This is a genomic window from Neobacillus sp. WH10, from assembly GCF_030123405.1.
GTDB lineage: Bacteria > Bacillota > Bacilli > Bacillales > Cytobacillaceae > Neobacillus.
The window spans coordinates 4,823,592-4,849,074 of the sequence record NZ_CP126110.1 but is presented as its reverse complement, the minus strand read 5'-3'; the positions used below and the strand labels follow the sequence as shown (position 1 = coordinate 4,849,074).

Here is a 25,483-nt window from a genome sequence, read left to right as displayed (position 1 = left end):
AAAATGAAACATTATCTAAACCCTAATAAAGTTGTTAAATCTTTTGTATTAACTGGAGCGTTGACTTTTGGAGTTTTTGCAGGAGCACATTTTACTGAAGCTGCTGGTCCTGATAAGGTAAAAGCAGAGCACTCCGTTCAGGTAAAAGCAGAAAATACGGTAAAGGCTAATGTGAAAGAGCAGAATGTACCGTCTTCAAAACCTGTAGTTCCTGTAAAACCAGCGGCACCTGCAGTTAAGGAACAGCCGAAAGCTGAAAAAGTGGATAAGTCTCAAGCGAGTGTGCATGCCAGTGAAACGGCAAAAATGCATGCTGCTCCAAACTCAGCCGTTCACGGCAAGGGTGAAAAAGCTGAAGAGGCGGTAACGGAGGAAGCTCCAGTTCAAGAACCTGCAGTGGAAGAGGCAGTAACTGAGACAACTCCTGTTCAAGAATCTGCAGTGGAAGCGGTTGAAGTTACAAAAGAGGAAACAACTACGTCAACGGAAGTTAATTCCGATGAAGCTGTCAAAGCTGAAGATGAAGAGGCAGTTAAAGAAGATGAAAAAACGACAGAGGTTGATTCTGATTCAGCAGTAAAAACTGAAGATAAAGAAGATGATGACCGTGATTCTGATTCTAAGAATTTCGTTACTGATCATAATGCTGTAGTGAATCCTAAAGATGATGAAGAATCAGAGTCAACAGAAGAAGATACAGACTCAGACAATGACGCAAAGGTAAATCCTTCTGCAGCCAATAAAGTAAAATCTCAAGCGTATGAACATGCAAGTGACACTGCTAAAGCTCATGCTGCAAAACACTCAGCTGTTTTAGCTAGTGGAGAAGTTTCTGAAGATGTAGTATCTGAAGAAAAAACAACCGAAGAAACAACTGAAGTTGTAGCAGAAGACGATGCAGCAGTTGTTACAGACGAACAAGCTAAAGAAGCTACTGAAGTTGTCGCTGAAGAAGTAGCAGATGAGTCTGAAGCTGTTTTAACTGAAGAAGATGAAAAAGAAGCTACTGAAGTTGTCACTGAAGATGTAACAGAAGAGTCTGCGGCTGTACTAACAGAAGAAGATACAGACTCAGACAATGACGCAAAGGTAAATCCTTCTGCAGCCAATAAAGTAAAATCTCAAGCGTACGAACATGCAAGTGACACTGCTAAAGCTCATGCTGCAAAACACTCAGCTGTTCTAGCTGGTGGAGAAGTTTCTGAAGAAGTAGTTTCTGAAGAAAATACAACCGAAGAAACAACTGAAATTACAGCAGAAGACGATACAGTTGTTACAGATGAACAAGCTGAAGAAGCTACTGAAGTTGTCGCTGAAGATGTAACAGAAGAGTCTGCGGCTGTATTAACTGAAAAGCTAAAGAAGAAGCTGCTAAAGTCATTGCCGAAGAAACAACTGAGGTAGGAGCTGAAGTTGTTTCTGATGAAGCTACAGAAGCAAGCGAAGCTGTAACAGAAACAGAAGAAGCAGCAGTTGAGGTTGAAAAAGTAAGCCCATCTGTAGCAAACAAAGCAAAAGCTCAAGCTAGCGTAAAAGCAAGCATTCAAGCAAAAGCGCATGCTGCAGCAAACTCTGCTGTGCAAGCAGTTACAGCAGGAACTGAGGTAGTTGCATCTGGTGAGGAAACTACTGATGCAACAAATACAGTAGATACAACTGTTGATCCTGTTACAAAAGAATAGAGCTTTAGGACCTGCTTAATTTTTGCAGGTCCTTTTCTTGCAGGATTTTTTTAATGAAGTCAGAACGCTTAGGGGAATATACAATAACTAAGCAAAATAGCGTACTTCGGGAGGGTATTAAAAAACGGTGAGCCGAAGCCTGTTCTCAACTAATAAAAAGTATTGACAAGAAATAATTTTCTTGATAAATTTAACTGACGAACGTTCGGAAGGGTGAAAAAATGACTTCAAATCGAATTAAGGAAGTTGCTCTTAATCATTTCACAAAAAATGGCTATGAAGGAACATCGATGGCACAGATTGCGGATGAGGTGGGAATTAAAAAACAATCGATCTATACGCATTTCAAAGGAAAAGATGAACTTTTTCTTCAGGTATGTAGTGATGTGTTTGATGATGAATTACGATTCGTGATCGATTTTATAGAAAATAACACAACTCGACCTATTGAGGATTTCTTATTTGGTTTCCTTTCGGATTATAAAGATCGATATGAGAAAAACGACAATACTAAATTTTGGCTTCGTATCTCATTTTTTCCGCCAACACATCTCTATGAACAGGTCATGAAATCTGTTTATGAATATTTGGATCAGTTAGAAGAACTTTTATTTCCTATTATGGAAAAAGCAATGAAAGATGGAAAAATCAGCTCCACCACCGATGCAAAGCGAGCTGTCGCTGCATTCTTAGGAGTATTAGATGGAATACTAGTTGAAATGTTATACGGCGGTCCAGAGCGATCGCTAAAACGATTAGATGCTTCTTGGTATGTATATTGGCGGGGATTATCGAAAAATTAGCTATTTTATTGGAGGGAAATGGAATGAGTCGAAGTTGGGGACTTGTCATATTGGCAGGCCTTATTGAAATTTTGTGGGCGATGGGATTGAAGTATTCAAGTAACTGGATTTCTTGGGTTGGAGTTTTTTTCCTTATCTATTTATCTTTTGTTGTATTGCTTAAAGCTATCGAAAAGGTCCCAGTTGCTACAGCCTATGCAGTCTTTACAGGAATTGGAACAGCCGGTACGGTTCTGATTGAGATGATTGCTTTTGGAGAACCTTTTAGTTGGACGAAAGTCTTTTTCATTCTTTTACTTTTAGTTGGTGTAGTAGGATTAAAACTTGTTACAACAGAACCAAGCGAGAAAGAGAAAGAAGGTGCAGCATAATGGATTGGATCTACCTAATATTGGCTGGCGGTTTTGAAGTGGTTGGGGTTGCAGGTATGAACAGAGTCATTAAATATAAAAACGTTCAGTCCTACATGATCTTGTTTATTGGATTTATATTAAGTTTTAGTTTTCTGGGTCTTGCTATGAAAACTCTCTCTCTCGGACTTTCATATGCTGTTTGGACCGGGATTGGCACAATAGGTGGAACAATCGTAGGTATGGTGTTTTATGGAGAATCGAAAGATTGGAAACGGATTTTATTTATAGGTATGATTTTAACAGCAGTCATTGGGTTGAAATTGACGTCCTAATATAGAACGTTTTTAAATGGGGTGCAAGAGTTTATTAAGAGTCTCAAAAACTTTCTTATCTGCATTTTTTTTCTATTATTTCCTATACTTTTTGAAATGATCCTAAGTTATTTCGGTTGACGATTGTTTAGTTTTCCTTTATTATGAATTCGAGATATCAATAATCAAGATAAATAAAGGAGATTAATACTACAATGAATATACTAGTAGTTAAAGCAAATAACCGTCCAGCTTCAGAAGCAGTTTCTAGTAAAATGTATGAAACTTTCATGGAGAACTTAGAAGGTGTAAATGTAACAACTTACGATGTTTTCGCTGAGGATATGCCTTACTTCGGTCAGGATTTATTCAACGCTTTTGGTAAAATGCAATCAGGCGAAGAGTTAATAGACGTAGAACAACGTATTTTAGCTGCAAAACAAAAAGCAATGGATGCTTTAAAGGCAGCCGACGTAGTGGTATTTGCTTTCCCTCTATGGAACTTAACTATCCCAGCTAAATTACAAACGTTTATCGACTATGTATATGCAGCTGGTTTTACTTTCAAATATAACGAAAATGGCCAATTAGTCAGCTTAATGACTGATAAAAAAGCCGTAATTCTAAGTGCACGCGGCGGCATATACTCAACACCAGAGACAGCACCAATGGAAATGGCAGCTACTTACATGAAAAACGTTGTTGGCGGCGTATTCGGAATGGAAATTGTTGATGAAGTTATTATCGAAGGTCATAATGCAGCTCCAGATCAAGCTCAAACCATTATTGCGGAAGGCTTGGCAAAAGTTGCAGAGGTAGCAAAAAGTTTTTCTGCAGTGACAGCTTAAGTCCGGGTTAGAACCCTTATTCAGCTAAAGCTTATAGCGATAAAGTACGTAAATAGAGCAGAGAGAGAAATCTCTCTGCTTTTTTGATGTCATGGAGTCTGTCAGGGTATCAGCATTTTAGTTTGTTTTTTTAACTGATTATTAAAATAGTAATCTATCCACGTTCAAAATATATTTCTAAACAGAACAAATGTTTTGTTGTAAAATAATTAAAGTGTAGTGTTTTGTGAAAAACCCGCAACAATTTAATTAGAGGTGGAATTACTATTGAATGGAACAGCACATGCAACATTTGGAGCAGCGACAGGATTTATCGTTGCAAACACTTTTCATACTTCTCCCTCTACGACACTCTTATTAGTTGGATTAGGAGGAGTATCTGGTTTAATCCCTGATCTTGACATTGATGGGAGTCTTCGAGGAAAAATTACCTTATCCCATAAGGTAATTCGAACAGTTGCCCAACTAATTGGGGCTTTGATGATCTTTTATAGTTTTTATGGTGGCAGCTCTAAAGAGAAATGGCTTGGTATCGGTATTGGATTGGCTATGATGGTCGTAGCGTCGATGATCAAGCAAAAGCACATGTTAACGATCACAGGAGTTGGTGTACTTGTGGGCGGATTCTCCTTACAAGAACTATGGCTGATACTGCTTGGGATTTATATTCTAATTGCGTCATTTGTCTCTCACCGCAGCTATACTCATTCTATATTAGGAGCTATTTTCTTCGGGATCATCGCTTCTAAATTAGAAGAATCCCTCGGAATTGACGGTGTGTTCTATGCCTGCCTTGCAGGATACATCAGTCATTTGATCGCAGATCTTAAAATCCTGCCATTTAATAAACGGGGAATAAAACTGTTCTTACCTGTTTCATCGAAAGAAATATAGATTCCGAGATTAAAGTGCATGTCACACCCCGATTTTTTTTTTCGAAAATTGTCAGCATATAGAATGTGGAAAATAGTAGCGTGCAGCACATGAAAACCTGGGTTAACTTGTAATTGGAAGTGAACCCGAGCTGGTTCTTTTTTAGCCCATCTTTGATTTCTCCAAAGGGCGATTATGGAGAAAGTGGAAAAAATTAAATTTTACATTTTTTCAAATGGTGCTTAACATTTGTTCAAAACGTATGCTATAGTTACTTTGAAATATGAAATACGAATATTAGATTAACAAGTACGATGATAAATGTTTTTATAAATTTTGATTGAAAGAGCAATTTCTTTTCTTCATCGAGAGGAGGAACTGCTTTTTCCATTTTAAAGGAGAGGAATGTTGTGGGTTTTGTAGGTTTATTTCTTTCTGGTGCTGTCTTATTTCTAAACAGTCTTATGTTGTTAGGGAAGGCAGATGGAAAGAGTGTTGGGGTTTTTAATCTTTTTGTAGGAATCATTCAAATTATTATTCCCTTTTATTTACTTATTGTTTCGGATCAGAATAATTGGGAACTTTATAATGATGCGTCAATATTTTTATTTGGCTTAACCTATTTATATTTAGGTATAACCTTATTAAAGGGGCTAGAGGGCAATGGTCTGGGGTGGTTTTGCCTATGGGTGGCTATTATTGCGGTCGTTTATACCATTACATCTATTGTCCATTTTCATGATGTAGTAAATGCATTAACATGGGGAATGTGGGCATTTTTATGGTTTCTCTTCTTTTTATCCAATACGCTTAAAAAGAAAATTGATGCTTACATTGGAATTGTGGCTTTCGTTCAGTCGTGGGTAACACTAACAATCCCATCGATCCTTTACTTTTTAGGTCTCTGGAATACACCATTTGTGGTACAAATCTGGACTTACGTTTTAATCGTATCTATTTTCACTTTTGTTGTTGCCAGCCTTTTCAAATTGAAACTAGCCAAGAAGCAAGGGGAAGGTTCTTTTGCTTCTTTATGAACCAGTCCGCTATTGTGTTAAAGTAGCAGGGGAATGAACCCTATATATGTATCCTTGGAAAAAATGGAGGTCTATTCCATTCTTAAGGTACCAAATTGCTGTTCTTGAAAACTTGGTCAAACAGAGGGGAATTTATAATAAAGGCTATGCTGGTAGCAGCATAACCTCTGTTAAGTTCTCGTACATGTCACTGGTGAGGATGCCAGCACGATTTATCAAAAAAGTGGTGTAAAACCCCTTTCTTCAGAAAAGGGGTTTTACGCCATGTTTTTTACTTCCAATTACCAATAGAAACTAGTATAATAAAATTATAGAACAAATGTTCCGTTTGGAGGTGAAAGAAAATGGGACCACACAAAAAGAACATGAAAGAAAAGAAGAAAAAAGAGTCGAAAGGCGATATTGTTATTCGGAAATTTCCGCTCCGTTTAACCAGCGAGGAGAGAAGATTAGTCGATACACTACGTCAGAAAGCAGCTAATCTATGGAATGACTGCTTAGATCTCCATTGGTGGCTATATGATGTATATAAGATTTGGACAAGTGCATCAGAAAAAAAGAAATGGTACAATGCCACCACCCATCAATTACACTCGCAAACGATTCAAGCCATCATCGAGTTACATGAAGAAACATGCAAAAGAACGAGGGAGCTGCGGGCTAAAGGTGAAAAACAGTGGCGATACCCTTGGAAATACAAAAAATTCTTTTCCGTCAAATATAAAAAAGCAGCTATTAAATGCAAGGATAAAAAGCTGCTGTTTAGCAATGGAAAACAACAATCCCCCTTAGTGATCCCTCAACCAAAGCACATTGATTTCCATACAATAAAAAGTGCCGAGATCGTTTGGCACAAAGATCAATACTGGATGCATATAGCAGTGGAAGTACCAAAACAAAAGCAAGTACAAGGTAATAAGGAAGCTGGCTGTGATTTAGGGCTCATACATGCGGCTGTTTTAAGTGACGGAAAAAATCACTTCATTGTCACAGGAAGAGAACTTCGCTCGTTACAGCGCTACAGAAACAAAAAGTTAAAAGAGCTTCAGAAGCTCATTGGTCGGAAAAAGCCAGGTTCGAACAAAAGGCAAAAACTCATTTTGCGTAAACGCCGTTTTTTAGAAAAACTGGAACGGAGAATCGAGTACCTATTGCATACGATTTCGAAAATGGTCACCGATTGGTGTGTGGAAAACCACATTAAAGCACTCTATATCGGAACACCGGATGGCGTTCAAAAGAATACGAAGAAGAAAAAGAAAACAAGAAAAGAAATTCGTCAACAATTGTCCAATTGGAGTTTTGGGCAATTAATTGAAAAAATAACATACAAATTGAACCTTCGAGGCGTCAAAGTCCAACTTGTGGAAGAGTCCTATACTTCCGGTACGTGCCCTTCATGCGGAGAATTCAGTAAACAATGGAATCGAAACTTCCACTGTCCGTGTGGTGCGAAAGGACATCGGGATCTAGTGGGTGCCGTGAATATTTTGGACAAGTCTATCCATAAACAATTCAAGAAAAATCGAGAACTACCTAAAATAAAAGATACAAAGTATCGCCGAGTCCTCTTAACCCCCATTGTCCCGTACAATGGAGCTAAAAGGGCAGTGGCGTAGTGCCTATGATTGGGCTGCGGTATGTGTTTTTCACTACATGTCGTAATGAACTGGAGAAGCAGTAAGACCTGGCAGCCCCGGCTGATAGGCGGCTTTGATGAAGGTTTAAAAAAGAATCCCCTGGATTTATCCATGGGGAGAAGTCAATGTTCCATTAACCACTCTGTAACAATTTTTGATTGTTCATCTGTCAGTAGATTACCTGGCATTTGAGCAGTACCTTCGGTTATGAGTTTCAATAGTTCTTTCTCGGAGTATTTACCAGCCATGTTTACAACTGCCGGTCCAACAGCCCCTTTTAAATTTTCACCATGGCAGGCTGAACACTTATTAGCGTAGATGGATTCTCCATCCATGGCAGCTTTGTTATTTGCACTATTGGATGAACAGCCAGTTACTACTAATATGGCCAGCGCAGTCACAATCCAGAGTTGTTTCATTTTTTGTTCCTCCATCATCATTGATCTGCAAAAAAAATTTTTTACACAAAGGTTCCGCTATTCATTTGGAAAATGAATGGCTATTTCTATTACGATTATAAAATGAATAATGAACATAGAAGGGAGCAGAACTTGAACTTTTTCGTACAATTGAAACAACGTGACTGAAAAATGATTATAATCTGAATATACAATCCATTTCCTCGCAATTTCTTGCTATAATTCTGGTAGATATATTGAAAATTAGGAAGGGGGCCAGGATCTTATGAAAATCAAGGTCATCATTGCGGATGACAACTCCTTTATTCGCGAAGGCTTGAAAATTATCCTTAATACATATGCAGAGTTTGAGGTGCTCGATACGGTGAATGATGGAAAAGAGGCAATAGACTTTTGCCTAAAGCATCCGGTCGATATTGCCCTGCTGGATGTACGCATGCCTAATATGAATGGGGTGGAGGCAGCGAAGCTGATTACTGAGCAAACCAGCGTAAAACCCATTATCTTAACCACTTTTGATGATGATGAATACATTCTTGATGCCATCAAAAACGGCGCCAAAGGCTATTTATTGAAAAATAATGACCCTGAACAAATTCGGGATGCCATAAAGAGTGTTTATAATGGAAACAGCATTATTCAGGACGTAATTTTAGAAAAAATAAAGTCCAATCTCACGGAACATAAAGCACCGGAGACGCCAACGGATCTCAGCCAATTCACCGATAGAGAAAGAGAAATCATGTCCCTGATTGCAAAGGGGTGCTCTAATAAAGCCATATCAAAGCAAGTGTTTATTTCTGAAGGAACGGTGGCCAATTATATTACTTCTATCTTAAATAAGACTGGGCTTGAGCACCGGACCCAGATTGCGATTTTCTACCTCAAGGGGAAAGTGGAATAAGATGGAGTTTTGGATGATTGGCACGAAGTTAGTACTATTACTTTATATTGCCTTCTTTTTTGTACGGGAGGAAATCAGCTATATCTCCTTGGCTGTTCTCACATTTCTAGTTTATTTTTGCGTCAATATCACAGTCTATATTTTTAAACAGAAAACCATCAAAAGAATTCTGCACATAGTATCTATTTGTATTTCTATTATAGCTTGTATAATGGTCAATCCGATGTTTAGTATCCTTTTACCACTATCGATTGTGGAACTGACCGCAGGCTTTTTTGAAAAAAAAATCACGATTCTGCTCCTTTCCATCATCCCAATCTTTTATATACATGAACTGTTCCAACCGTTGTATGGGCTAGTGGCGATCTTTTGTTTTATGCTTTATTCCGTCACGTCAAGCTTCAGTAACATGTTAGTGAAGGATGAAGCGCAGATCGATTCGATGCGAAAATCGATACAAAAATTAACGAAGCATTTAAATGAAAATACGGAGTACATCCGGCAGTCGGAATATACCTTTAAACTAGAGGAACGAAATCGGATTTCACAGGAGATTCATGATAAGATTGGTCACTCGATGACAGGGGCACTTTTTCAAATGGAAGCGGCCAAACGATTGATGGAAACCGATCCGGAGAGGTCTGCCGAACTGCTGCAAAATGCGATCAATATTTCAAAGGACGGCATCGAAAACATCCGTATGACATTGAAAAATATGAAGCCCCCAACGGAACAAGTTGGGATTCATCGCCTGAAGCTGATGATTGATGATTTCAATGCCAAACAACAAATCAAAACCGTACTCACCTATGAAGGGAATTTAGACATTATTTCGCCCATCCAGTGGAAAATTATCCATGAAAATGTCACGGAGGCGCTCACGAATGCGATGAAATATTCCCGGGCAACAATTGTTTCGGTCGATTTGAAGGTGTTAAACAAACTGGTCAGAGTAGAAGTGAAGGATAATGGCGCGGGGACAGACACGATTAAAAAAGGGCTTGGCATTATTGGGATGGAGGAGCGTACCGCAGCTGTGGACGGAAAGATGATTGTCGACAGTACCCACGGTTTTTCTGTCACCACGCTCCTGCCGATCCCTTTATGAAAATTTCCTATCCACAATATGAATATCTTCATGTGAAAAGAATGAACGATTGCACTTATGCACGGTCATTCTTTTTTTTATACTTGAACTATCAAACAACCTAGGGGTGAAGAGATGAACGTGTTGGAGATAAAGAATGTAACGAAAAAATTCGGTGACTTTATTGCGGTTGATAATATGAGTCTATCTGTTGCTGAGGGAGAAATCTTTGGCTTTCTTGGGGCCAATGGTGCCGGAAAAAGTACCACGATTAATATGATTGCAGGGCTGCTGCGCAGTAATGATGGCGCAATCAGTATTCTTGGTAAAAACATAGCCAAACAAAGCCGTTTTACAAAAATGAACCTTGGCATGGTTCCCCAGGATTTGGCTATCTATGAGGACATGACGGCCTATGAAAACGTGAAATTTTTTGCCGGCCTATACGGTCTGCGAGGTACCGAACTACATGATCGAGTAGTGGAAGCCTTAGAATTTGTCGGCCTTCAAGATAAACATAAAACCTATCCCAATAGCTTTTCAGGCGGGATGAAGCGACGCTTAAACATCGCCTGTGCCATTGCTCATCGGCCGAAGCTAATCATTATGGATGAGCCAACAGTGGGCATCGATCCGCAGTCCCGGAACTATATCCTGACATCTGTTAAGAAGTTAAACGAGATGGGCTGCACTATCATTTACACGAGTCACTATATGGAGGAAGTCGAAGAGATTTGTTCGCGGATTGCCATCATTGATCACGGAAAAATCATTGCCGAGGGTACGAAGGAGCAGTTGAAATCGATCATTACCAATACGAAGGACTTATGGATTGAGGTCAAATCCTCTGAAAAAGTGAATTTCCAGTCAATAAAAGACATTCCTGGCGTCGAAGCTGTTTCAGTGGATGAAAACTTTATTAAAATCAACTCGGATACGGGAGTCAATAATTTAAACAAAATCATTGAACACTTTATCAACAGCCAGATTGAAATCCGTGCCGTACAGGAAAAGGCACCAAATTTAGAGACCGTGTTTTTAACCTTAACCGGAAGAAATCTGCGAGACCAATAGGGGGGATTAACTTTGAACATACTCAATATTGCCTGGAAAGAAATTAAAACAGACTTCCGGGACACAAAAACCTTGTTTTTTATGTTAGCCTTTCCGATACTCTTAATACTCGTCCTTGGAACAGCCTTGTCGAACACGTTTACGACGAGTCTTCCTGTGGAAGATCTACATGTTTTATATAAAGATACGACGCAAGGCGGAAGTTTTCAGCAGTTTATAACTGTGGCTGAAAAGTCGGGGATTCATTTTAAGAAAGTCACCGATAAAATGGATGGAAAAAGTGAAGTGAAGCAAAGTACCTATGATGGGTATGTAGAAGTGACCGAAAAAGGGGTACAGCTGTATGTCAACAATAGTAATAGTATTAAAGGGAATATCCTCCAAGGCATGATCTCCGCGTATGTCGACAAGTACAATATTGCTTCTGAAATCATGACAACAGCTCCTGAAAAATTGGAAGCTGCCTTTACAACTGGGGATCAGAGAGATTTTATTAAGGAAACCTCGCTAAATCCGAATAAACAGCCAGGGTCGATGGATTATTATGCGATCGTGATTACCACGATGATTGTTCTGTACGGGGCGATGCCGGCAAGTTCGTTAATTGTCAGTGAACGTGTTAGAAGGACTGCAGATCGCCTGATCGCTGCACCAGTAAGGAAAAGTGAAATTTTTATCGGAAAAGTGTTAGGGAGTCTAGTTAGTAATGGTTTGTGTATCATATTAGTAATTCTGTTTAGCAAACTATTATTCAATGCAAACTGGGGTAACCATCTGGGGCTGGTATTTCTAGTGCTGCTTACTGAAGTGGTGTTTGCGGTCAGTTTGGGAATTGGGGTCAGTTTCCTGACGAAAACAAATACGGCACCTCAAGTCATCATCATGTTATTTATTCAGCTAGCGTCCTTTTTTGGCGGGGCCTATTTTAAAATTGAGAATCCTGAAGGAATCTTTAAGTTTATTACTGACCTTTCACCGCTAACCTGGATGAATTCAGCGATAACAAAAATTATTTATGCAAATGACTTTGCTGCCGCTATTCCAGCGATAAGCTTTAATCTGATCGGTTCGTTCATATTTTTACTAGTAGCGTTCATCTCGCTGCAAAGAAGGGAGGGGCTATAATGAAGGATGTTCTCTGGCTCATTAAAAACACGTTAAGTGTGACATTTCGAAAAAAGAAAAACATTATTATGTATCTTTTTATGCCGTTAATCGGAATTTTTATTTCGCTGCTCGCCTATGGCGATGATCAAAAAATGATTCTTCATGTCGGCGTTGTCAATCAAGACGAAAGTGAGATTACTGGGGATACAATTCAGTTTTTAGCGGGATTAAAGAATGTGAAGATTACGGAGACTGAAGCGGGTAAGGTTCAGGATCAGCTTACGTCCGGCAAGCTGGACAGTGTCATTACTTTTGAAAAGGGGTATTCGGACAGTGTATTGGCGGGGAGACCTGATCATATCCAGCTAACCTCTATCAAAGGTGCTCAAATTACAGGCTTCGTGAAGTCCTATTTATATCAATATGTTGATAATATCTCGACCATCAGCCGAGCAGCAGATGGAAATCAGCAGATCTTTAGGAAGATGTATCAGAATTACCAACATTCAAACTTTAAGCTCTCCACTTCTTCTTTAAAAGATTCATCGAAAAATAAGAATATGACGAATCAAACGATGGGTTTCTTGATTATGGTTATGCTGATGTCAGCAATCAATATGTCAGAGATCATTCTGTTAGAAAAAGAAAAACGTACCTACTTTCGTCTGTTATCGACACCGATTAACGCTAAAAAATATTTATTGGCGAATGTCTTGGTAAACATGATTGTGATGACCATCCAGGTTGTCATCACGCTAACCATCATGAAAAGCCTTTTTAATATTGGCCTGAACATGTCCTATTGGGAAGCCGCGGTCGTCATGTTACTGTTTTCCCTGATTGCTGTTGGACTATCGCTAGTACTGATTTCTTTTTCAAATAGCCGCAGCGCAGCGAGCGCCTTGCAAAATTTAATTATCTTACCGACCGTAATGCTTTCTGGGTGCTTCTGGCCTGTGGAAGTTATGCCAACAACATTGCAGAAAATAGCTAACTTCCTGCCGCAGCGCTGGACGCTTGATACATTAACTAAAATTCAGGAAGGGCATTCGATTAGTGAGTTATCTTTACACCTCCTGATTCTCTTTGCCTTTGCTGCTGCCTTTTTCTTAATTGCCGTATATAAATTCAGCAGGAATACGACAACACAGAATTTTGTTTAAAACTCAACAAACATAAGGCTGACTTAAACAGGTCATTTGTTTGCGACCTGCTTGAGTCAGCCTTTTTGGTCTCATAGGAAACATTTTCCATTTGTGGGACATCAAATTGCGGCTCTAGAAAACGGGTTCAACCATCGCAAATAGAAAAAAGTCCCTTCTCGATTCGAGAAAGGACTTTTTTCACATTTGACTACAACTCCAGATGCGTCTTTAATTCGTTTTGCACTCGTTGCTTTTCTTCAGCTGACACTAGTCCGTAGTAGATGTTATTAATCATTTTTCCTTGTTCTTTAATCTCCATTTGCTGAATGGATGCTCCGGCATCTATATACCCCTTTTGAATGGATACCATTTGATCAAATGTAAGGTTCGTTTTTACGTTATTTCCAAGGGCAGTGAAAATATCGGAAAACTTCGTTAAGCTTGAGAGACTGGCCCCTTCTTTGACTATTCCTTCGATTACTTGGCGTTGTCTTGTTTGTCTGCCAAAGTCACCTTGAGGATCTTCTTTTCTCATTCTTGTATAGCTTAAGGCTTGAGCACCATTTAAAGTTATCTCACCCTTTGCAAAATGGAATCCATCTTGGGTGAAATCTAAATCATTCTGGACGGTGACTCCGCCAACGGCATCGACCATTTCCGTAAATCCTTCCATGTTCATCTCGACATAATAATCAATGGGAATATCAAGAAAGTTCTCCACTGTATCCATCGCCATTGGAATTCCACCAAACGCATAGGCGTGGTTTATTTTGTCCTCTTTCCCTTTGCCGATAATTTCGGTTCGTGTGTCCCTTGGGATGCTAAGCATCTTCACTGATTCGGTGTTTGGATTGACCGATAAGACAATCATCGTATCAGATCGGCCTTTGTCACCTTCGCGCTCGTCCACACCAAGCAGTAAGACGGAAAACGGATCTTTTGCCTTGAGTGAAACAGCATCCTTACGTTTTTCTGATTGTTTTCGCTCAATTGGCTGATGCATCGCGTCAACCGCTTTATTCAATGATTTATATACAGTGTACCCGTACGCCCCTAAGCCAATTAACATGATCAGAAGGATCGAAGCGGTCACCTTTACCCATTTTCTACTTTTCTTTTTTTGAGATCTCATGCAGAAAAAACCTCCTAAAAACTTACAAAATGTTAAACAATTGCTTTCTATTTTATCAAAATTATAGATTGATTGGTATGTAAAAAATATGGAAACTTGTTATGCGTTTTAAAACCATCATAAAAAAACCGGGAAGTTGATTTCTCCCCGGTTTTTCTCCTATTTATAATCAGCACTAATTTTAGTTGTGAGAGTTAAATACTTTGAATTCGTATAAAGAATAGCCCCAGCTTGATGCCCGTTTCACGCCAAGCATTCTGACATATCTTGCGTCTGTTGAAGGAAAATTGATTTCATCTGTTCCACCATTACTGTTTAACTCTGTATAGACATCCGTCCATTGGCTGCCATCCTGTGACACTTGGATTTTGTATTGTTTTCCATAGGCAGATTCCCAGTGTAACACGACTTTATTAATAGAATAAAGCTGACCAAGATCGACACTAATCCATTGATTATCCGTATATAAAGAGGCCCATCTTGTATTGTTGTTTCCATCAACTGCTAAATCAGGCGTTAGCCAGCTGACTTCTGATGAAGAAGCTGTGGCGGTTTTTCCTTCAGCTAAATTCTCTCCATTAATAATTCGGTCAAGGAAGGTTGGGATGACACCCAAGCTTAGCTTTTGCGGGAATTTCTCCATCTCATTCATCGTGTTTTGAAGTAATGTTCTTTGCTCTTCTGCAGTTTGGGTATCATTTTCCTGCTCCGCTAGGGCCATTTTAATGGCTGCTTCGCCTGCGACTCCATATAGTTCCATCTTATTTAGATATGGATCGATTTCTTCTAGGAAGTTCTGATTTTCCATGGTATTTCGCAGTTGAGACGGTGCATTTTTCAGCTTCGTGAATTCTTGTAAAAGAACGCCTGCGGCCGCTTTACCATTTTTGGCCTCATATGCTGACCAAAACTGATCTATTAGCGGCTTTAATTTTTCCGAAATCGGTTCTTTATAGTTATTAAGACTGATAGAATAGGATGATTCTACAAACAGTTTTAATGGTTCATAAGCAGCTCCGGCAAATTCCTTTAAACTCTTTTCCAAAGAGTCATTTGGATTATAGGCTTCCGGGTTCCATGTATAATCTGCAACGGTAAACAGCGGAATTTTCGATGCCTCCGCTTCGTTCATTGGATTGGCTGTTAGACCAATCACACCATGTTCAGGAGAAAGGCCTGCATCTCTTCCAACTAATGGCCCAAGGAACAAACGATTACGGTCATAATCATTTACCGGATAATTATCCCAGATTAATAAGTCATGCTTGAAAATCCCATGGATCTTATCTGCATCAGCAGTGGTAATTGTAGGAGCGACGACGCCAATTCCCGTCCATTGAACGACAATATCAGGTTGAACCAGTTCGGCAAATCTTTTTCGATAAGGGGTAGTACCCGCTTGATAATAATCTGTTGGCACGGTAATTAAACGCTCTGCCCCTTCATGTTTTTTGATAAACTGATCATTAAAACGATTTAATAAATAGGCTTGTGCAGCTGCAGGCGGGTTTGCATCCTTGCCAAACATGGCCCGGTCCTCTGGTGAGCGAAGATTTGGGTCAATATCATCAAGGAACAAGGCAAATGATCTAACTCCGACGTCCCACATTGCTTGGGCCTTGTTGATTAAAGCCTGCAGGTCAGCATCGCTTGAATAAGTGATTGTATTCCCTGGTGAAATTGCAAAGGTGAAGGTGACATGGTTTTTATGTGCAGTCTTTACAAGCTGCTCAATTTCTTTTATTTTTTCTTGAGGATAGGGTTCCTTCCACTTATCACGATGGTATGGATCATCTTTTGGCGCATAAATATAGCTATTCATTTTATGCTCGCCGTAAAAATTCAATTGACTTAAGCGATCTTCATGTGACCACGGTTCGCCATAAAAACCTTCAATCGCTCCTCGTATCGGCATTGTTGGCCAGTCGTGGATTTCGACTTCAGGAATCCAATCGGTTCCTTCTCGTTCGATAATCATTTGTTTGAATGTCTTGGTACCATAATATGTACCGGTTCCATCTTTCCCTGAAATCACAATATGCTTTTTACTTTCTTTTCCATGTGTTGAAGTGACTACATACTCTTCTTTCTTTGTTAAAGTCAAATCATCAAGTCCACTACTATCCTTAATAACTTTTAACTCTGCTTCATCTGAAAATTCCCCTAGCCAGATAATCACGGGAGCATTAAGAAGGGGAGCCTTTATGTTACTCTCGACAATTGTTTTAACGCCTGCTTTTTTTAGAGCGGCTTTTACTTCTTCAATTGCCGATTGATCTGTTCCATTTTCAGTAACCAATCCAACTGTTGGATTAAGTGGGAAGCCATTCCCTGTTTCTTCAATCGATTTCGGGGTAGGAGAAACGGTAAACACGTATTTTTCATTTCCTTCCTGCGCACTCGTCTTTTGAATGTCTAGGGGAAGGACTAGTCCGGTTACTAAACAAACTGAAATGATAGCCTTAGAAAACAATTTTCTTTTTGCCAACTTTGCCACCTCTTCTTTCAAATTTTGTTTTCTCTCAAAAAATCGTACTAAGATTTTTTATTGTCTAAAATCCCCCTTCCGCTTCAATTAAATCTTTTAAAAATATTGAAAAAGCATAAAGCTTATTCAAACTGTGTAACTTGTAGAAATGCCAACATCAAAAAAGGCAGGGGAACACTAACAAAAGGGATGCTCCCTTTTATTAGTGTCGCCCTGCCTGATCGAATCAGTAACATGCGGATCTGTTGAATTGTAACCATTTTCACTGCTATTTACAGAATATTATAATTCAAAATGAAAGCGGTTTATAGGGCATTAGTACCTATTTTTTAGGGGAACTGCTCCAAGTGTAAAAATATTTATTGGAGTAAAATTTTCCTTGATTCCAAATTTCACTCCATTACCAATCCCTTTATTTTTTCCCGTGCCCCTGTTCGCCAGCTTTTAACTGCAGAGATAGATACCTTTTCCATATCAGCAATCTCCCTTGCTGATAAGCCATATAGGGCGGTATAGATTGCCCATTTTGTTTGGTTAGGTGTTAAGTTTGTACAATAGGAGAGTAAAGTTTCTTTTTCAAAAGGGCAGCAGGAGGAGTGGTCTTCGATAGCTCCCCAGAATTCCTCTTTTGGGTAAAAACTTCTTTCTGAATTCTTGTTGATTTTCTTCAATTCCATGAGCAAATATCCTTTGATATACATGTAAACATAGCTTGCAAGTTTTCCTTTTTTTGGGTCATAGCGTTTGCTTGCTTCCCAAAGGGCGATAAGCCCCAATTGGTAAAATTCTTCTTTGTTTTTGTAGATGTTTAGTGAGTGGATGATTTTGTGGATCATTGGTATGTACTGTTCGACTAACTGCTCAAAGCTTTCCATTAGAAAATTCCTTTTTAGAAAGCGCGCTTTACCTTGTATTCCCGGGTTACTTCTACCATATCGGGTTTACATCGCTTGAGCGAACTGCACAATTTCACTTTTGGGGAGATTTTAAACCTAAACGTATCCGTCTTATTGTCCAAAATGCATTTTTAGAAGCGGATTTTAGTCGTTTTGCCTCGATTTCATATGAATATTGAATGTTTAACATTTGTTTTTGATAAAAAAGGGGAGATGTCGAAGTATTCGTTCGTTAAAAAATGACGTGCGGATTTCACACGTCATTTTTAAGCAAAAGCTCATAAAATTCTCCGCATTTAAGTAGAGGTCTTCAAACTTTTTGTTTTAATTTCCGGAAATTTGCTGTGTTTCAGCATTAAGCATTAAGCCGGATTTTCATATTATACATTTTTTCATCCGCTATTTTTAATATATCATCGAGTCTGTTTCCTTCACTAGGGTATATGGCAGTGCCGATTGATACACTAATTTCTAAATTGGTTGTTGAGATCATTTTTAGATTCTGGTGTATTCGCTCCCCCAATTCATGTGTGTTGTCTTTTTTCAAGGTACTAGGGGAGAGTATGATGAATTCATCCCCGCCCCAACGGGCAACGATATCCGTATTCCGGCTACTTTTTTTCAATTGGCTGGAAATAGATTTTAAAAGAGTATCTCCCACTTTGTGTCCAAAATGATCGTTGATTGTTTTAAAGTTATTGACGTCAATGAAGAGAACGGCAATCCCATGTCCTTTTCGATCAGCCGCAGCTTTAATTTTAAAAAAAATGCCCTCAACGTATCTTCTATTATATATCCCGGTTAGAGCATCTTTTTCAGAAAGAAACTTTGCAAGATCATATTGCCGCCCTAACCACAAAGAAAGTATGATCAAAAAAGGTAATCCTATATACTCCATCCCACTTATGAAACCATCTCGAAAATAGTAATAAGCCATATGAATAGAATTAATCCCTAATACCAAAAAGAATGTCACTATCCTGCCTTTATATTTCATTTTTTCTCAACCCTTTTTAGTATTTAAAAATATTTTCACTTAACGGAATTTTATGGCCATATTGCCACTCTTAATAAAGGTCACTGTTTCTAGCTCCTCTTAATATACAGAGGCAAATGGGGGATTACGGTTATGATATTTTCTTTATCATTCGATGAAACTTCAAAAGAATTTTACTATAAACAGCTGGGAAATAAGTTAATTTCCAACAAGAGTTGAAAAATTGACAAAAATCGAATCAGAAGGGTGGAGAGCTGATTCCCGACGAACTTCTTTTCGAGCGAATAGTTGGATTCCCGGAGAAATTTGTCCTTCAAAAGGTGATGAAGGCCAAAAGAGAAAGGATGCCGGAGAGATTAGTCCTTCATAAGGTTGATGAAGGCCAAAAAGAAAGGATGCCGGAGAGATTAGTCCTTCATAAGGTTGATGAAGGCCAAAAAAGAAAGGATGCCGGAGAGATTAGTCCTTCATAAGGTTGATGAAGGCCAAAAAAGAAAGGATGCCGGAGAGATTAGTCCTTCATAAGGTTGATGAAGGCCAAAAGAGAAAGGATGCTGGAGAGATTAGTCCTTCATAAGGTTGATGAAGGCCAAAAAAGAAAGGATGCCGGAGAGATTAGTCCTTCATAAAGGTGATGAAGGCCAAAAAAGAAAGGATGCCGGAGAGATTAGTCCTTCATAAAGGTGATGAAGGCCAAAAAAGAAAGGATGCCGGAGAGATTAGTCCTTCAAAAGGGGGATGAAGACCAAAAGAGAAAGGATGCTGGAGAGATTAGTCCTTCATAAGGTTGATGAAGGCCAAAAAAGAAAGGATGCCGGAGAGATTAGTCCTTCATAAGGGGGATGAAGACCAAAAAAGAAAGGTTTCTGGAGAGATTAGGCCTTCATAAGGGGGATGATGGTTAGAAAGTAGGTGGATTATAGAGAGTTTTTATTCATATGAAGGCATATTAAAGACAATTTTGGAGATTTGCCAGAGAGGTTTGAGGTTAGTCTTAAGAAGGCCTATTAAAGACAGACTTGGAGATATAGTAGTAAGATTTGTCTTCAAGAAGGCCTATTAAAGACCTTTCAGCAGGCGCCGCCAAATTTAATATTGATGAGGGCGCTGGCCCCAATACATGTCTGAGGCAAGATCATTTATCCGTCTACCCTGAATGAGAGACCTGCTTAAATTAAATTCCATTATTTTCATTACCTTTTTCTATTGTATTATTTATTTATAGAATTTTTTGGAAAATTTCAAAAAATAAGTAGATTTTCCTATAAGCAAAGGAAAAATATCGTATATGGTGTCAGGCACCGAGCTGTTTATTTAATAGGGTAAAAAGAGAGAAAAAGGAATTTAATAAGGTCTATAGGTGCCCGTACAAGATTAATGAAGGAAATTAAGCAATAAAGTATGAATGTTAGGCAAGCAGAACTCCATTCGCCAAATGATGAAGAAGACCCTTAGATTTATCATCCAAGGGTCTTCCTATTTCTAGCATAGGTTCCTTCCTGTATCATTTCCGGAATCGGTTTTCGCTGCTGGCTCAAAAAGAAAAAGACGCCGAGAAGGACGAGCAGGCCGCCGGCAATTTGCCAACTGACGAGATGCTCATGTAGTAAAAGATATGCTAATATCGTCGATCCAACGGGTTCGCCTAGAATACTCATCGAGATCGTAGTTGCATTGACATAGTTTAATAGCCAATTATTGATCACGTGGCTGACAGTCGGAATGGTGGCAAGTAAAAGGAAGATGCCCCATTCTTTGGCAGGATATCCGCCAAGTGCAACCCCTGTTGATACGTTATAGATTGTCAGAACAATAGATGCGAAGAAAAAGACACAAAAGCTATAAAGCCAGTGTGATACTTTTTTCACGATGGTTTGACCGATTAATAAGTAGCCAACCACGGAGATGACGCTAAAAAACGAAAGAATATCGCCCATTATGGCATCCTGGCTTAAACCGAAATCTCCCCAGCCAATCATCATCGCCCCCACAATTGCAATTCCCATTGTCATCAATGTGGATACAGTCGTTCGTTCCTTAAAAAATAAAAAGCCGCCAATCAATGAGACAATCGGCTGCAAGGCAAGAATGATGGTTGAACTTGCAACCGTGGTTAACTTTAATGACCCGAACCAAAGGACAAAGTGTAACGCTAAAAAGAAGCCGGAAAAAAATAAAAAGAACCAATCTTTTTTGATTATTTTTTTGAATTCATGACGATTTTTCCATACTATAGGTACCATTAAAATGCTCGCAAACCACATCCGATACATACTCAAAATGGACGCCGGTGCATCTGACCATTTTACAAAAATAGCTGAAAATGAAATGGCAATAATCGAAATGGTTAGCGGCAGTACGATGGATTTTGAACCTTCCTGTTTCATTTTTTCCCCCTATCATGATGCTTGGTAACAGGTCCTTAAAAAAATTAGACTTTCGCCATCAAAGTTATATTGATTATCTATTTAGTATACTAGTATATTTTTAGTGTCTCAACAAGGGGTAGTCCCGTATCCAGCATAAACTAAAAACGGGCTATGATTTGATTTCTACTTTGTATGTCTAAAATGTTTAAATATTGAAAAATAACAAGAATTTTTTTAATAATGGGGAAAGAGAGAATTATATTAATGCTGATGAGATTCATCGATATAGACGTATTAGATTGTTCGTATAGAGGAAATGATTTTTGAATTTTCGTTATTTTAACAAAAATTGGTAGTGGTGTATAATAAATGATAAAAGGTAAGTGTTTATTCAAAAGTATAAAGGAAAATTATTAAAATTAAGGGGGAAAAAATAATGTCTATATTAGTCACAGGCGGGGCCGGGTATATCGGAAGTCATACAAGTATTGAATTGTTAAATGCAGGCTATGAAATAATCATTCTAGATAATTTTTCTAACAGTAAACCTGAATCACTGAAAAGGGTAAAGGAGATTACAGGAAAAGATTTTATGTTTTACGAGGTAGATTTGCTCGACCGGAATGACCTTGAAAATGTGTTTTCTGAAAATCAAATTGAGGCTGTGATTCATTTTGCCGGATTAAAAGCAGTGGGAGAATCGGTATCGATTCCACTTCGGTATTATCATAATAATATTACTGGCACGCTCATTCTTTGTGAAGTGATGAAAAAATACGGTGTAAAAAATCTTGTCTTTAGTTCATCTGCAACCGTGTATGGCATGCCTGAACGAGTGCCGATTTCAGAGGATTTCCCTCTTAGTGCAACCAATCCGTATGGCCGGACGAAGCTGATGATAGAGGAAATTTTGCAGGATTTATATGTTGCGGATAATAGCTGGTGCATCGCCTTACTGCGTTATTTTAACCCAATCGGTGCCCATGAGAGCGGTCGGATTGGCGAGGATCCAAATGGAATTCCCAATAACTTAATGCCATTTATTACACAGGTTGCTGTGGGTAAATTGAAAGAATTACAAGTGTTTGGCAGTGATTATCCAACGGTTGATGGTTCAGGTGTTAGGGATTATATTCATGTCGTTGATCTTGCTCTAGGCCATTTAAAAGCACTTGAGAAAGTCATGTCAGCTAATGGTGTAGACGCCTATAATCTAGGAACAGGAACTGGTTATAGTGTATTAGAAATTGTTTCGGCTTTTGAAAAGGCATCAGGAGTGAAGATCCCTTATAAGATTGTCGATAGAAGACCAGGTGATGTGGCAATCTGCTATGCGGATCCTGTAAAAGCGAAAGCGGAGCTTGGCTGGGCTGCTTCAAGGGGAATTGAAGATATGGGCAGGGATTCATGGAAATGGCAGAAAAACAATCCGAATGGCTATGGTGATTAATCCGCACACAGCTAGTAAGCAGAAACAATTAGGATAGAAATGGGAACCTTGGCTATAGCCTTGGTTCTTTATTTATGTTAAAAGAGTTTAGCAAAAAGCGATTATTCTAGGTTAGCAGGACTAGCATTGTTTAGTCACCTTTCGAAGTTTCTTTTAAAAAGAGAAGAGTTGTTTGAATTTTCATGATATTATAATAGTATATTTACCTTTGTGAAAGGGGTTTACTATGAATATTTTGGTTGCTGGCGGAGCTGGGTTTGTTGGTAGTAACTTTATTCGATATATGCTGAATAAATATCCTCATTATCACATTGTAAACTATGATTTATTAACGTATGCAGGAAATCTAGAGAATCTAGAGGATATCCAGGATCGGAAAAATTACGCGTTCGTTAAAGGGAATATTACGAATCGTGAGTTGGTACGTCATGTGGTATTGACGCATCATATTGAAGTGATAGTGAATTTTGCTGCTGAATCGCATGTGGATCGGAGTATTTTGCATCCGGAGTTGTTTGTGCAAACTAATGTTGTAGGGACGCAAACGTTATTGGATGTTGCGAAGGAATTAGGTATTCGTAAATTTATTCAGATCTCGACGGATGAAGTGTATGGTTCTCTGGGGGAGACAGGATATTTTTCAGAGGAATCGCCTATTTCGCCGAATAGTCCATATGCTTCTAGTAAAGCCGGTGCGGATTTGCTTGTGCTTTCCTATTTTAAAACGTATGGATTGCATGTCAATATTTCTAGATGCTCCAATAATTACGGACCCTACCAATATCCGGAGAAGTTGATTCCATTAATGATCACGAATGCGTTGGAAGGTAATCGGCTGCCGATTTATGGAAATGGGGGTAATGGAAGGGACTGGCTGCATGTCCATGATCATTGCAAGGGTGTTGATCTTGTCATCCACTACGGCCGTGCTGGTGAAATTTATAATATTGGCGGCGATAATGAATGGACCAATAATGAAATCGTCCATCTGATTATCGAGAAGCTGGGTGTGTCCAAAAAGTTAATTGAATACGTCCCTGATCGCATGGGGCACGATTACCGTTATGCCAGTGATCCAATCAAAATTATGACGGAATTGGGCTGGCAGCAGGAGTATTCATTTGAGATGGGAATAAATGAAACAATTGAATGGTATCGGGAGAATGTGATGTGGTGGAAAAGTGGTAAAAGGGTTAAGCTGTGATTTTTGGTGTGATTGAAATGAATGTAATAGAAGTCGAACCCCATGCCTGCTTGCAACCCAGGCATGGGGTTTTTACCCGAGCCAATCGCAATTTTTAGGATCGCTCAAATCGATATGCCGCGGTATTGTATCTTCACAAGCTTTTCCGTCGTGGGTAAGATAGTAGTGTCTGATTGGTTCTAGGTCATCGTCTAATTCATAGACGAGCGGCGTGCTGTTTGGGATATTTAGGCTTGCCACGTCATCATCGGGAATATGATCGAGATATTTCACAAGTGCTCGTAAGGTATTTCCATGTGCCGAGATGATAATTCGTTTATTTTGTTTTAGATTGGGAACAATCTGTTCGTGCCAATAAACTAATGCCCGTTTTTCGGTATCAAGTAGGCTTTCAGTTAAGGGAACATTTTCTGCCCCAATTCCGGCATATTTGGGGTCGGCTTGATCGGCTAGATGATTCTTTACGGAAATGACAGGTGGTTTGACGCTGGCTGACCGCCGCCATTCATTGACCTGTTCTTCTCCGAATTTGGCCATTACCTCATCCTTGTCCATACCTTGTAAACCGCCATAATGTCTCTCATTCAATCTCCACGATTTCTGGATAGGAATCCACACTAAATCCATTTCATGCAGAAGAATCCAGAGCGTTCGGATAGCACGCTTTAGAACGGAGGTATGGGCTGCATCAAAGGTAAATCCATTCTTCTTTAAAATTGCCCCCGCTTCACGCGCCCCGTTATAGCCCTCATCGGTAAGATCGATATCCACCCAGCCTGTGAATCGATTTTCTTGATTAAAAAGGCTTTGTCCATGTCGAATAAAAACGATTTTCTTCAATTTTTATCACCTAGTTTAGTTTTTTTCAGTATTTGCAGTGGCGGCTGGAAAAATTCTTTTACAAGTAACTTCTTTGGATACTGCTTTTAATTAGCTAATTTTGTTTGTAATTCTACTAAAGGAGAAGCGGTGATTTACATGTCTAGAAAAGGCGAAAGTGAATTTTGATGGAAAATGAAAGCCGTGATGGAATCAAAAAAAGTATGTCATTAACATTAAGAAGGCTTCACTGGAGGAATCAACTTGATTTCCTTATTAGCATATATAGCTTCAATTTCTGCTGATTGTAGCAATGCTTGTATCGCACTGGCAGGCAGCCGCATTGCCACGCCGTTAATAGCGGCAGTATAGGAGTGGGTTATCGAATATGTAATATGCTCCCCATCTAAATATTTTTTCACATCGGCTTGAAACCTTTGATGGCTTTCTTTTACTTCCTGCTCGGCTTGTTCCAATGTAAGGGGCACACCTTTCATTTTTGCCAGCTCAACAGCTGCTCTTGCCGGTTTTGTTTTAAAATGAATAATAATGGTAATCTCTTTGTTACTATTCAAATCAATTTCCGGATCAATGTGAACATTAGTGGTCATTGCCTCTTCTCCCTTATTTAGTTCTTCTTTTTCCTGGGTGGATTGGATAAAATTAACCCCTGCGCCAGCTATTACTGTCAGAAAGCAGGCGACTAGTAAAAGCTTCCCTTGTTTAAGCATGCCACACCACCATTCTTAAATTTGGATATTCTCTCTTAATATTATTTCTTTTATGCAAAGTTAAAACCCTTTAGTTGTTGGAAAAAATTGTCACATTTCATCCGAAAAAAACCC

The 25,483-nt window shown here is 39.0% G+C and carries 24 protein-coding genes; 16 read left to right on the top strand and 8 right to left on the bottom strand.

The window, feature by feature from the left end; translation table 11 throughout:
• The first annotated feature begins 3 nt into the window (after positions 1 to 3).
• The 8 genes from QNH20_RS23540 (at position 4) to QNH20_RS23505 (ending at position 7,526) form a co-directional block, all read left to right on the top strand.
• On the top strand, positions 4 to 1,404 hold the full coding sequence (locus QNH20_RS23540; RefSeq protein ID WP_283920357.1) for a hypothetical protein: 1,401 nt from the start codon (positions 4 to 6) through the stop codon (positions 1,402 to 1,404).
• A gap of 499 nt (positions 1,405 to 1,903) precedes the next feature.
• Positions 1,904 to 2,485: a TetR/AcrR family transcriptional regulator gene (locus tag QNH20_RS23535; RefSeq protein WP_283920356.1), complete on the top strand. Its 582-nt coding sequence runs from the start codon at positions 1,904 to 1,906 to the stop codon at positions 2,483 to 2,485.
• Between the two features lie 23 nt (positions 2,486 to 2,508).
• A complete protein-coding gene (locus tag QNH20_RS23530; RefSeq protein WP_283920355.1) occupies positions 2,509 to 2,856 on the top strand; it encodes a DMT family transporter in 348 nt (115 codons plus the stop codon).
• On the top strand, positions 2,856 to 3,170 hold the full coding sequence (locus QNH20_RS23525) for a DMT family transporter (RefSeq protein ID WP_283920354.1): 315 nt from the start codon (positions 2,856 to 2,858) through the stop codon (positions 3,168 to 3,170). Before QNH20_RS23530 ends, QNH20_RS23525 begins: the two co-directional genes overlap by 1 nt.
• A 194-nt stretch (positions 3,171 to 3,364) precedes the next feature.
• A complete protein-coding gene (locus tag QNH20_RS23520) occupies positions 3,365 to 3,997 on the top strand; it encodes an FMN-dependent NADH-azoreductase (protein ID WP_283920353.1) in 633 nt (210 codons plus the stop codon).
• Between the two features lie 267 nt (positions 3,998 to 4,264).
• Complete coding sequence (locus QNH20_RS23515; protein ID WP_283920352.1) at positions 4,265 to 4,891, top strand: metal-dependent hydrolase; 627 nt, start codon at positions 4,265 to 4,267, stop codon at positions 4,889 to 4,891.
• A 389-nt stretch (positions 4,892 to 5,280) separates the two neighbouring features.
• Positions 5,281 to 5,907, top strand: a complete 627-nt coding sequence (locus QNH20_RS23510; protein WP_283920351.1) for an AmiS/UreI family transporter — start codon at positions 5,281 to 5,283, stop codon at positions 5,905 to 5,907.
• Positions 5,908 to 6,251: 344 nt separating this feature from the next.
• Entirely contained in the window at positions 6,252 to 7,526 is a 1,275-nt protein-coding gene (locus tag QNH20_RS23505) for an RNA-guided endonuclease InsQ/TnpB family protein (RefSeq protein ID WP_283920350.1), read from the top strand.
• 143 nt (positions 7,527 to 7,669) lie between these two features.
• Here QNH20_RS23505 and QNH20_RS23500 read toward each other — a convergent pair whose 3' ends face one another.
• Complete coding sequence (locus QNH20_RS23500) at positions 7,670 to 7,966, bottom strand: c-type cytochrome (RefSeq protein WP_283920349.1); 297 nt, start codon at positions 7,964 to 7,966, stop codon at positions 7,670 to 7,672.
• Between the two features lie 265 nt (positions 7,967 to 8,231).
• Here QNH20_RS23500 and QNH20_RS23495 point away from each other — a divergent pair, with 265 nt between their 5' ends.
• The 5 genes from QNH20_RS23495 to QNH20_RS23475 all read left to right on the top strand — a co-directional run bounded on the left by QNH20_RS23495 (position 8,232) and on the right by QNH20_RS23475 (position 13,301).
• Complete coding sequence (locus QNH20_RS23495; protein ID WP_283920348.1) at positions 8,232 to 8,870, top strand: response regulator transcription factor; 639 nt, start codon at positions 8,232 to 8,234, stop codon at positions 8,868 to 8,870.
• A 1-nt stretch (position 8,871) separates the two neighbouring features.
• Positions 8,872 to 9,978, top strand: a complete 1,107-nt coding sequence (locus QNH20_RS23490; protein WP_283920347.1) for a sensor histidine kinase — start codon at positions 8,872 to 8,874, stop codon at positions 9,976 to 9,978.
• A gap of 114 nt (positions 9,979 to 10,092) precedes the next feature.
• Positions 10,093 to 11,031, top strand: a complete 939-nt coding sequence (locus QNH20_RS23485) for an ABC transporter ATP-binding protein (RefSeq protein WP_283920346.1) — start codon at positions 10,093 to 10,095, stop codon at positions 11,029 to 11,031.
• 12 nt (positions 11,032 to 11,043) lie between these two features.
• Positions 11,044 to 12,156 carry an ABC transporter permease gene (locus tag QNH20_RS23480; RefSeq protein ID WP_283920345.1) on the top strand — a complete coding sequence of 371 codons (1,113 nt, stop codon included), beginning with the start codon at positions 11,044 to 11,046 and terminating at the stop codon, positions 12,154 to 12,156.
• A complete protein-coding gene (locus QNH20_RS23475; protein ID WP_283920344.1) occupies positions 12,156 to 13,301 on the top strand; it encodes an ABC transporter permease in 1,146 nt (381 codons plus the stop codon). Before QNH20_RS23480 ends, QNH20_RS23475 begins: the two co-directional genes overlap by 1 nt.
• 190 nt (positions 13,302 to 13,491) lie before the next feature.
• On the opposite strand, the gene tagU is transcribed toward QNH20_RS23475, so the two are convergent.
• The 4 genes from tagU to QNH20_RS23455 form a co-directional block, all read right to left on the bottom strand.
• Positions 13,492 to 14,415 (bottom strand): polyisoprenyl-teichoic acid--peptidoglycan teichoic acid transferase TagU, encoded by a 924-nt coding sequence (gene tagU, locus QNH20_RS23470; RefSeq protein WP_283920343.1) that lies wholly within the window; start codon positions 14,413 to 14,415, stop codon positions 13,492 to 13,494.
• Positions 14,416 to 14,596: 181 nt separating this feature from the next.
• Positions 14,597 to 16,903, bottom strand: coding sequence for a glycoside hydrolase family 84 protein (locus QNH20_RS23465; protein ID WP_283920342.1), 2,307 nt, complete (start codon positions 16,901 to 16,903; stop codon positions 14,597 to 14,599).
• Between the two features lie 392 nt (positions 16,904 to 17,295).
• Complete coding sequence (locus QNH20_RS23460; RefSeq protein WP_283920341.1) at positions 17,296 to 17,778, bottom strand: sigma-70 family RNA polymerase sigma factor; 483 nt, start codon at positions 17,776 to 17,778, stop codon at positions 17,296 to 17,298.
• A gap of 376 nt (positions 17,779 to 18,154) precedes the next feature.
• Positions 18,155 to 18,796, bottom strand: a complete 642-nt coding sequence (locus QNH20_RS23455; protein WP_283920340.1) for a GGDEF domain-containing protein — start codon at positions 18,794 to 18,796, stop codon at positions 18,155 to 18,157.
• A gap of 344 nt (positions 18,797 to 19,140) precedes the next feature.
• Between QNH20_RS23455 and QNH20_RS23450 the strand changes: the two genes are divergently transcribed.
• Complete coding sequence (locus tag QNH20_RS23450) at positions 19,141 to 19,269, top strand: hypothetical protein (RefSeq protein WP_283920339.1); 129 nt, start codon at positions 19,141 to 19,143, stop codon at positions 19,267 to 19,269.
• Between the two features lie 987 nt (positions 19,270 to 20,256).
• Here QNH20_RS23450 and QNH20_RS23445 read toward each other — a convergent pair.
• Positions 20,257 to 21,183, bottom strand: a complete 927-nt coding sequence (locus QNH20_RS23445) for a DMT family transporter (protein ID WP_283920338.1) — start codon at positions 21,181 to 21,183, stop codon at positions 20,257 to 20,259.
• Positions 21,184 to 21,601: 418 nt separating this feature from the next.
• Here QNH20_RS23445 and galE point away from each other — a divergent pair, with 418 nt between their 5' ends.
• Both galE and rfbB read left to right on the top strand, forming a co-directional pair.
• Positions 21,602 to 22,615, top strand: coding sequence for a UDP-glucose 4-epimerase GalE (gene galE / locus QNH20_RS23440; RefSeq protein ID WP_283920337.1), 1,014 nt, complete (start codon positions 21,602 to 21,604; stop codon positions 22,613 to 22,615).
• Between the two features lie 226 nt (positions 22,616 to 22,841).
• Positions 22,842 to 23,819, top strand: coding sequence for a dTDP-glucose 4,6-dehydratase (rfbB, locus tag QNH20_RS23435; protein ID WP_283920336.1), 978 nt, complete (start codon positions 22,842 to 22,844; stop codon positions 23,817 to 23,819).
• A 72-nt stretch (positions 23,820 to 23,891) separates the two neighbouring features.
• Here rfbB and gpmA read toward each other — a convergent pair whose 3' ends face one another.
• Together gpmA and QNH20_RS23425 are read right to left on the bottom strand one after the other, a co-directional pair.
• Positions 23,892 to 24,659, bottom strand: a complete 768-nt coding sequence (gene gpmA, locus QNH20_RS23430; protein WP_283920335.1) for a 2,3-diphosphoglycerate-dependent phosphoglycerate mutase — start codon at positions 24,657 to 24,659, stop codon at positions 23,892 to 23,894.
• A 215-nt stretch (positions 24,660 to 24,874) separates the two neighbouring features.
• Positions 24,875 to 25,369: a protease inhibitor I9 family protein gene (locus tag QNH20_RS23425; protein ID WP_283920334.1), complete on the bottom strand. Its 495-nt coding sequence runs from the start codon at positions 25,367 to 25,369 to the stop codon at positions 24,875 to 24,877.
• Positions 25,370 to 25,483 lie beyond the last annotated feature (114 nt).

Bases quoted from the DNA above. Each gene is read 5' to 3' on its own strand.
- QNH20_RS23525 (WP_283920354.1), top strand. From the start codon at position 2,856: ATGGATTGGATCTACCTAATATTGGCTGGCGGTTTTGAAGTGGTTGGG.
- QNH20_RS23495 (WP_283920348.1), top strand. From the start codon at position 8,232: ATGAAAATCAAGGTCATCATTGCGGATGACAACTCCTTTATTCGCGAA.
- QNH20_RS23445 (WP_283920338.1), bottom strand. From the start codon at position 21,183: ATGAAACAGGAAGGTTCAAAATCCATCGTACTGCCGCTAACCATTTCG.
- QNH20_RS23485 (WP_283920346.1), top strand. From the start codon at position 10,093: ATGAACGTGTTGGAGATAAAGAATGTAACGAAAAAATTCGGTGACTTT.
- galE (WP_283920337.1), top strand. From the start codon at position 21,602: ATGTCTATATTAGTCACAGGCGGGGCCGGGTATATCGGAAGTCATACA.
- QNH20_RS23460 (WP_283920341.1), bottom strand. From the start codon at position 17,778: ATGGAAAGCTTTGAGCAGTTAGTCGAACAGTACATACCAATGATCCAC.
- QNH20_RS23505 (WP_283920350.1), top strand. From the start codon at position 6,252: ATGGGACCACACAAAAAGAACATGAAAGAAAAGAAGAAAAAAGAGTCG.
- QNH20_RS23520 (WP_283920353.1), top strand. From the start codon at position 3,365: ATGAATATACTAGTAGTTAAAGCAAATAACCGTCCAGCTTCAGAAGCA.
- QNH20_RS23425 (WP_283920334.1), bottom strand. From the start codon at position 25,369: ATGCTTAAACAAGGGAAGCTTTTACTAGTCGCCTGCTTTCTGACAGTA.
- QNH20_RS23540 (WP_283920357.1), top strand. From the start codon at position 4: ATGAAACATTATCTAAACCCTAATAAAGTTGTTAAATCTTTTGTATTA.
- QNH20_RS23500 (WP_283920349.1), bottom strand. From the start codon at position 7,966: ATGAAACAACTCTGGATTGTGACTGCGCTGGCCATATTAGTAGTAACT.
- QNH20_RS23475 (WP_283920344.1), top strand. From the start codon at position 12,156: ATGAAGGATGTTCTCTGGCTCATTAAAAACACGTTAAGTGTGACATTT.
- QNH20_RS23455 (WP_283920340.1), bottom strand. From the start codon at position 18,796: ATGAAATATAAAGGCAGGATAGTGACATTCTTTTTGGTATTAGGGATT.
- QNH20_RS23535 (WP_283920356.1), top strand. From the start codon at position 1,904: ATGACTTCAAATCGAATTAAGGAAGTTGCTCTTAATCATTTCACAAAA.
- QNH20_RS23530 (WP_283920355.1), top strand. From the start codon at position 2,509: ATGAGTCGAAGTTGGGGACTTGTCATATTGGCAGGCCTTATTGAAATT.
- rfbB (WP_283920336.1), top strand. From the start codon at position 22,842: ATGAATATTTTGGTTGCTGGCGGAGCTGGGTTTGTTGGTAGTAACTTT.
- tagU (WP_283920343.1), bottom strand. From the start codon at position 14,415: ATGAGATCTCAAAAAAAGAAAAGTAGAAAATGGGTAAAGGTGACCGCT.
- QNH20_RS23490 (WP_283920347.1), top strand. From the start codon at position 8,872: ATGGAGTTTTGGATGATTGGCACGAAGTTAGTACTATTACTTTATATT.
- QNH20_RS23450 (WP_283920339.1), top strand. From the start codon at position 19,141: ATGCCGGAGAGATTAGTCCTTCATAAGGTTGATGAAGGCCAAAAAGAA.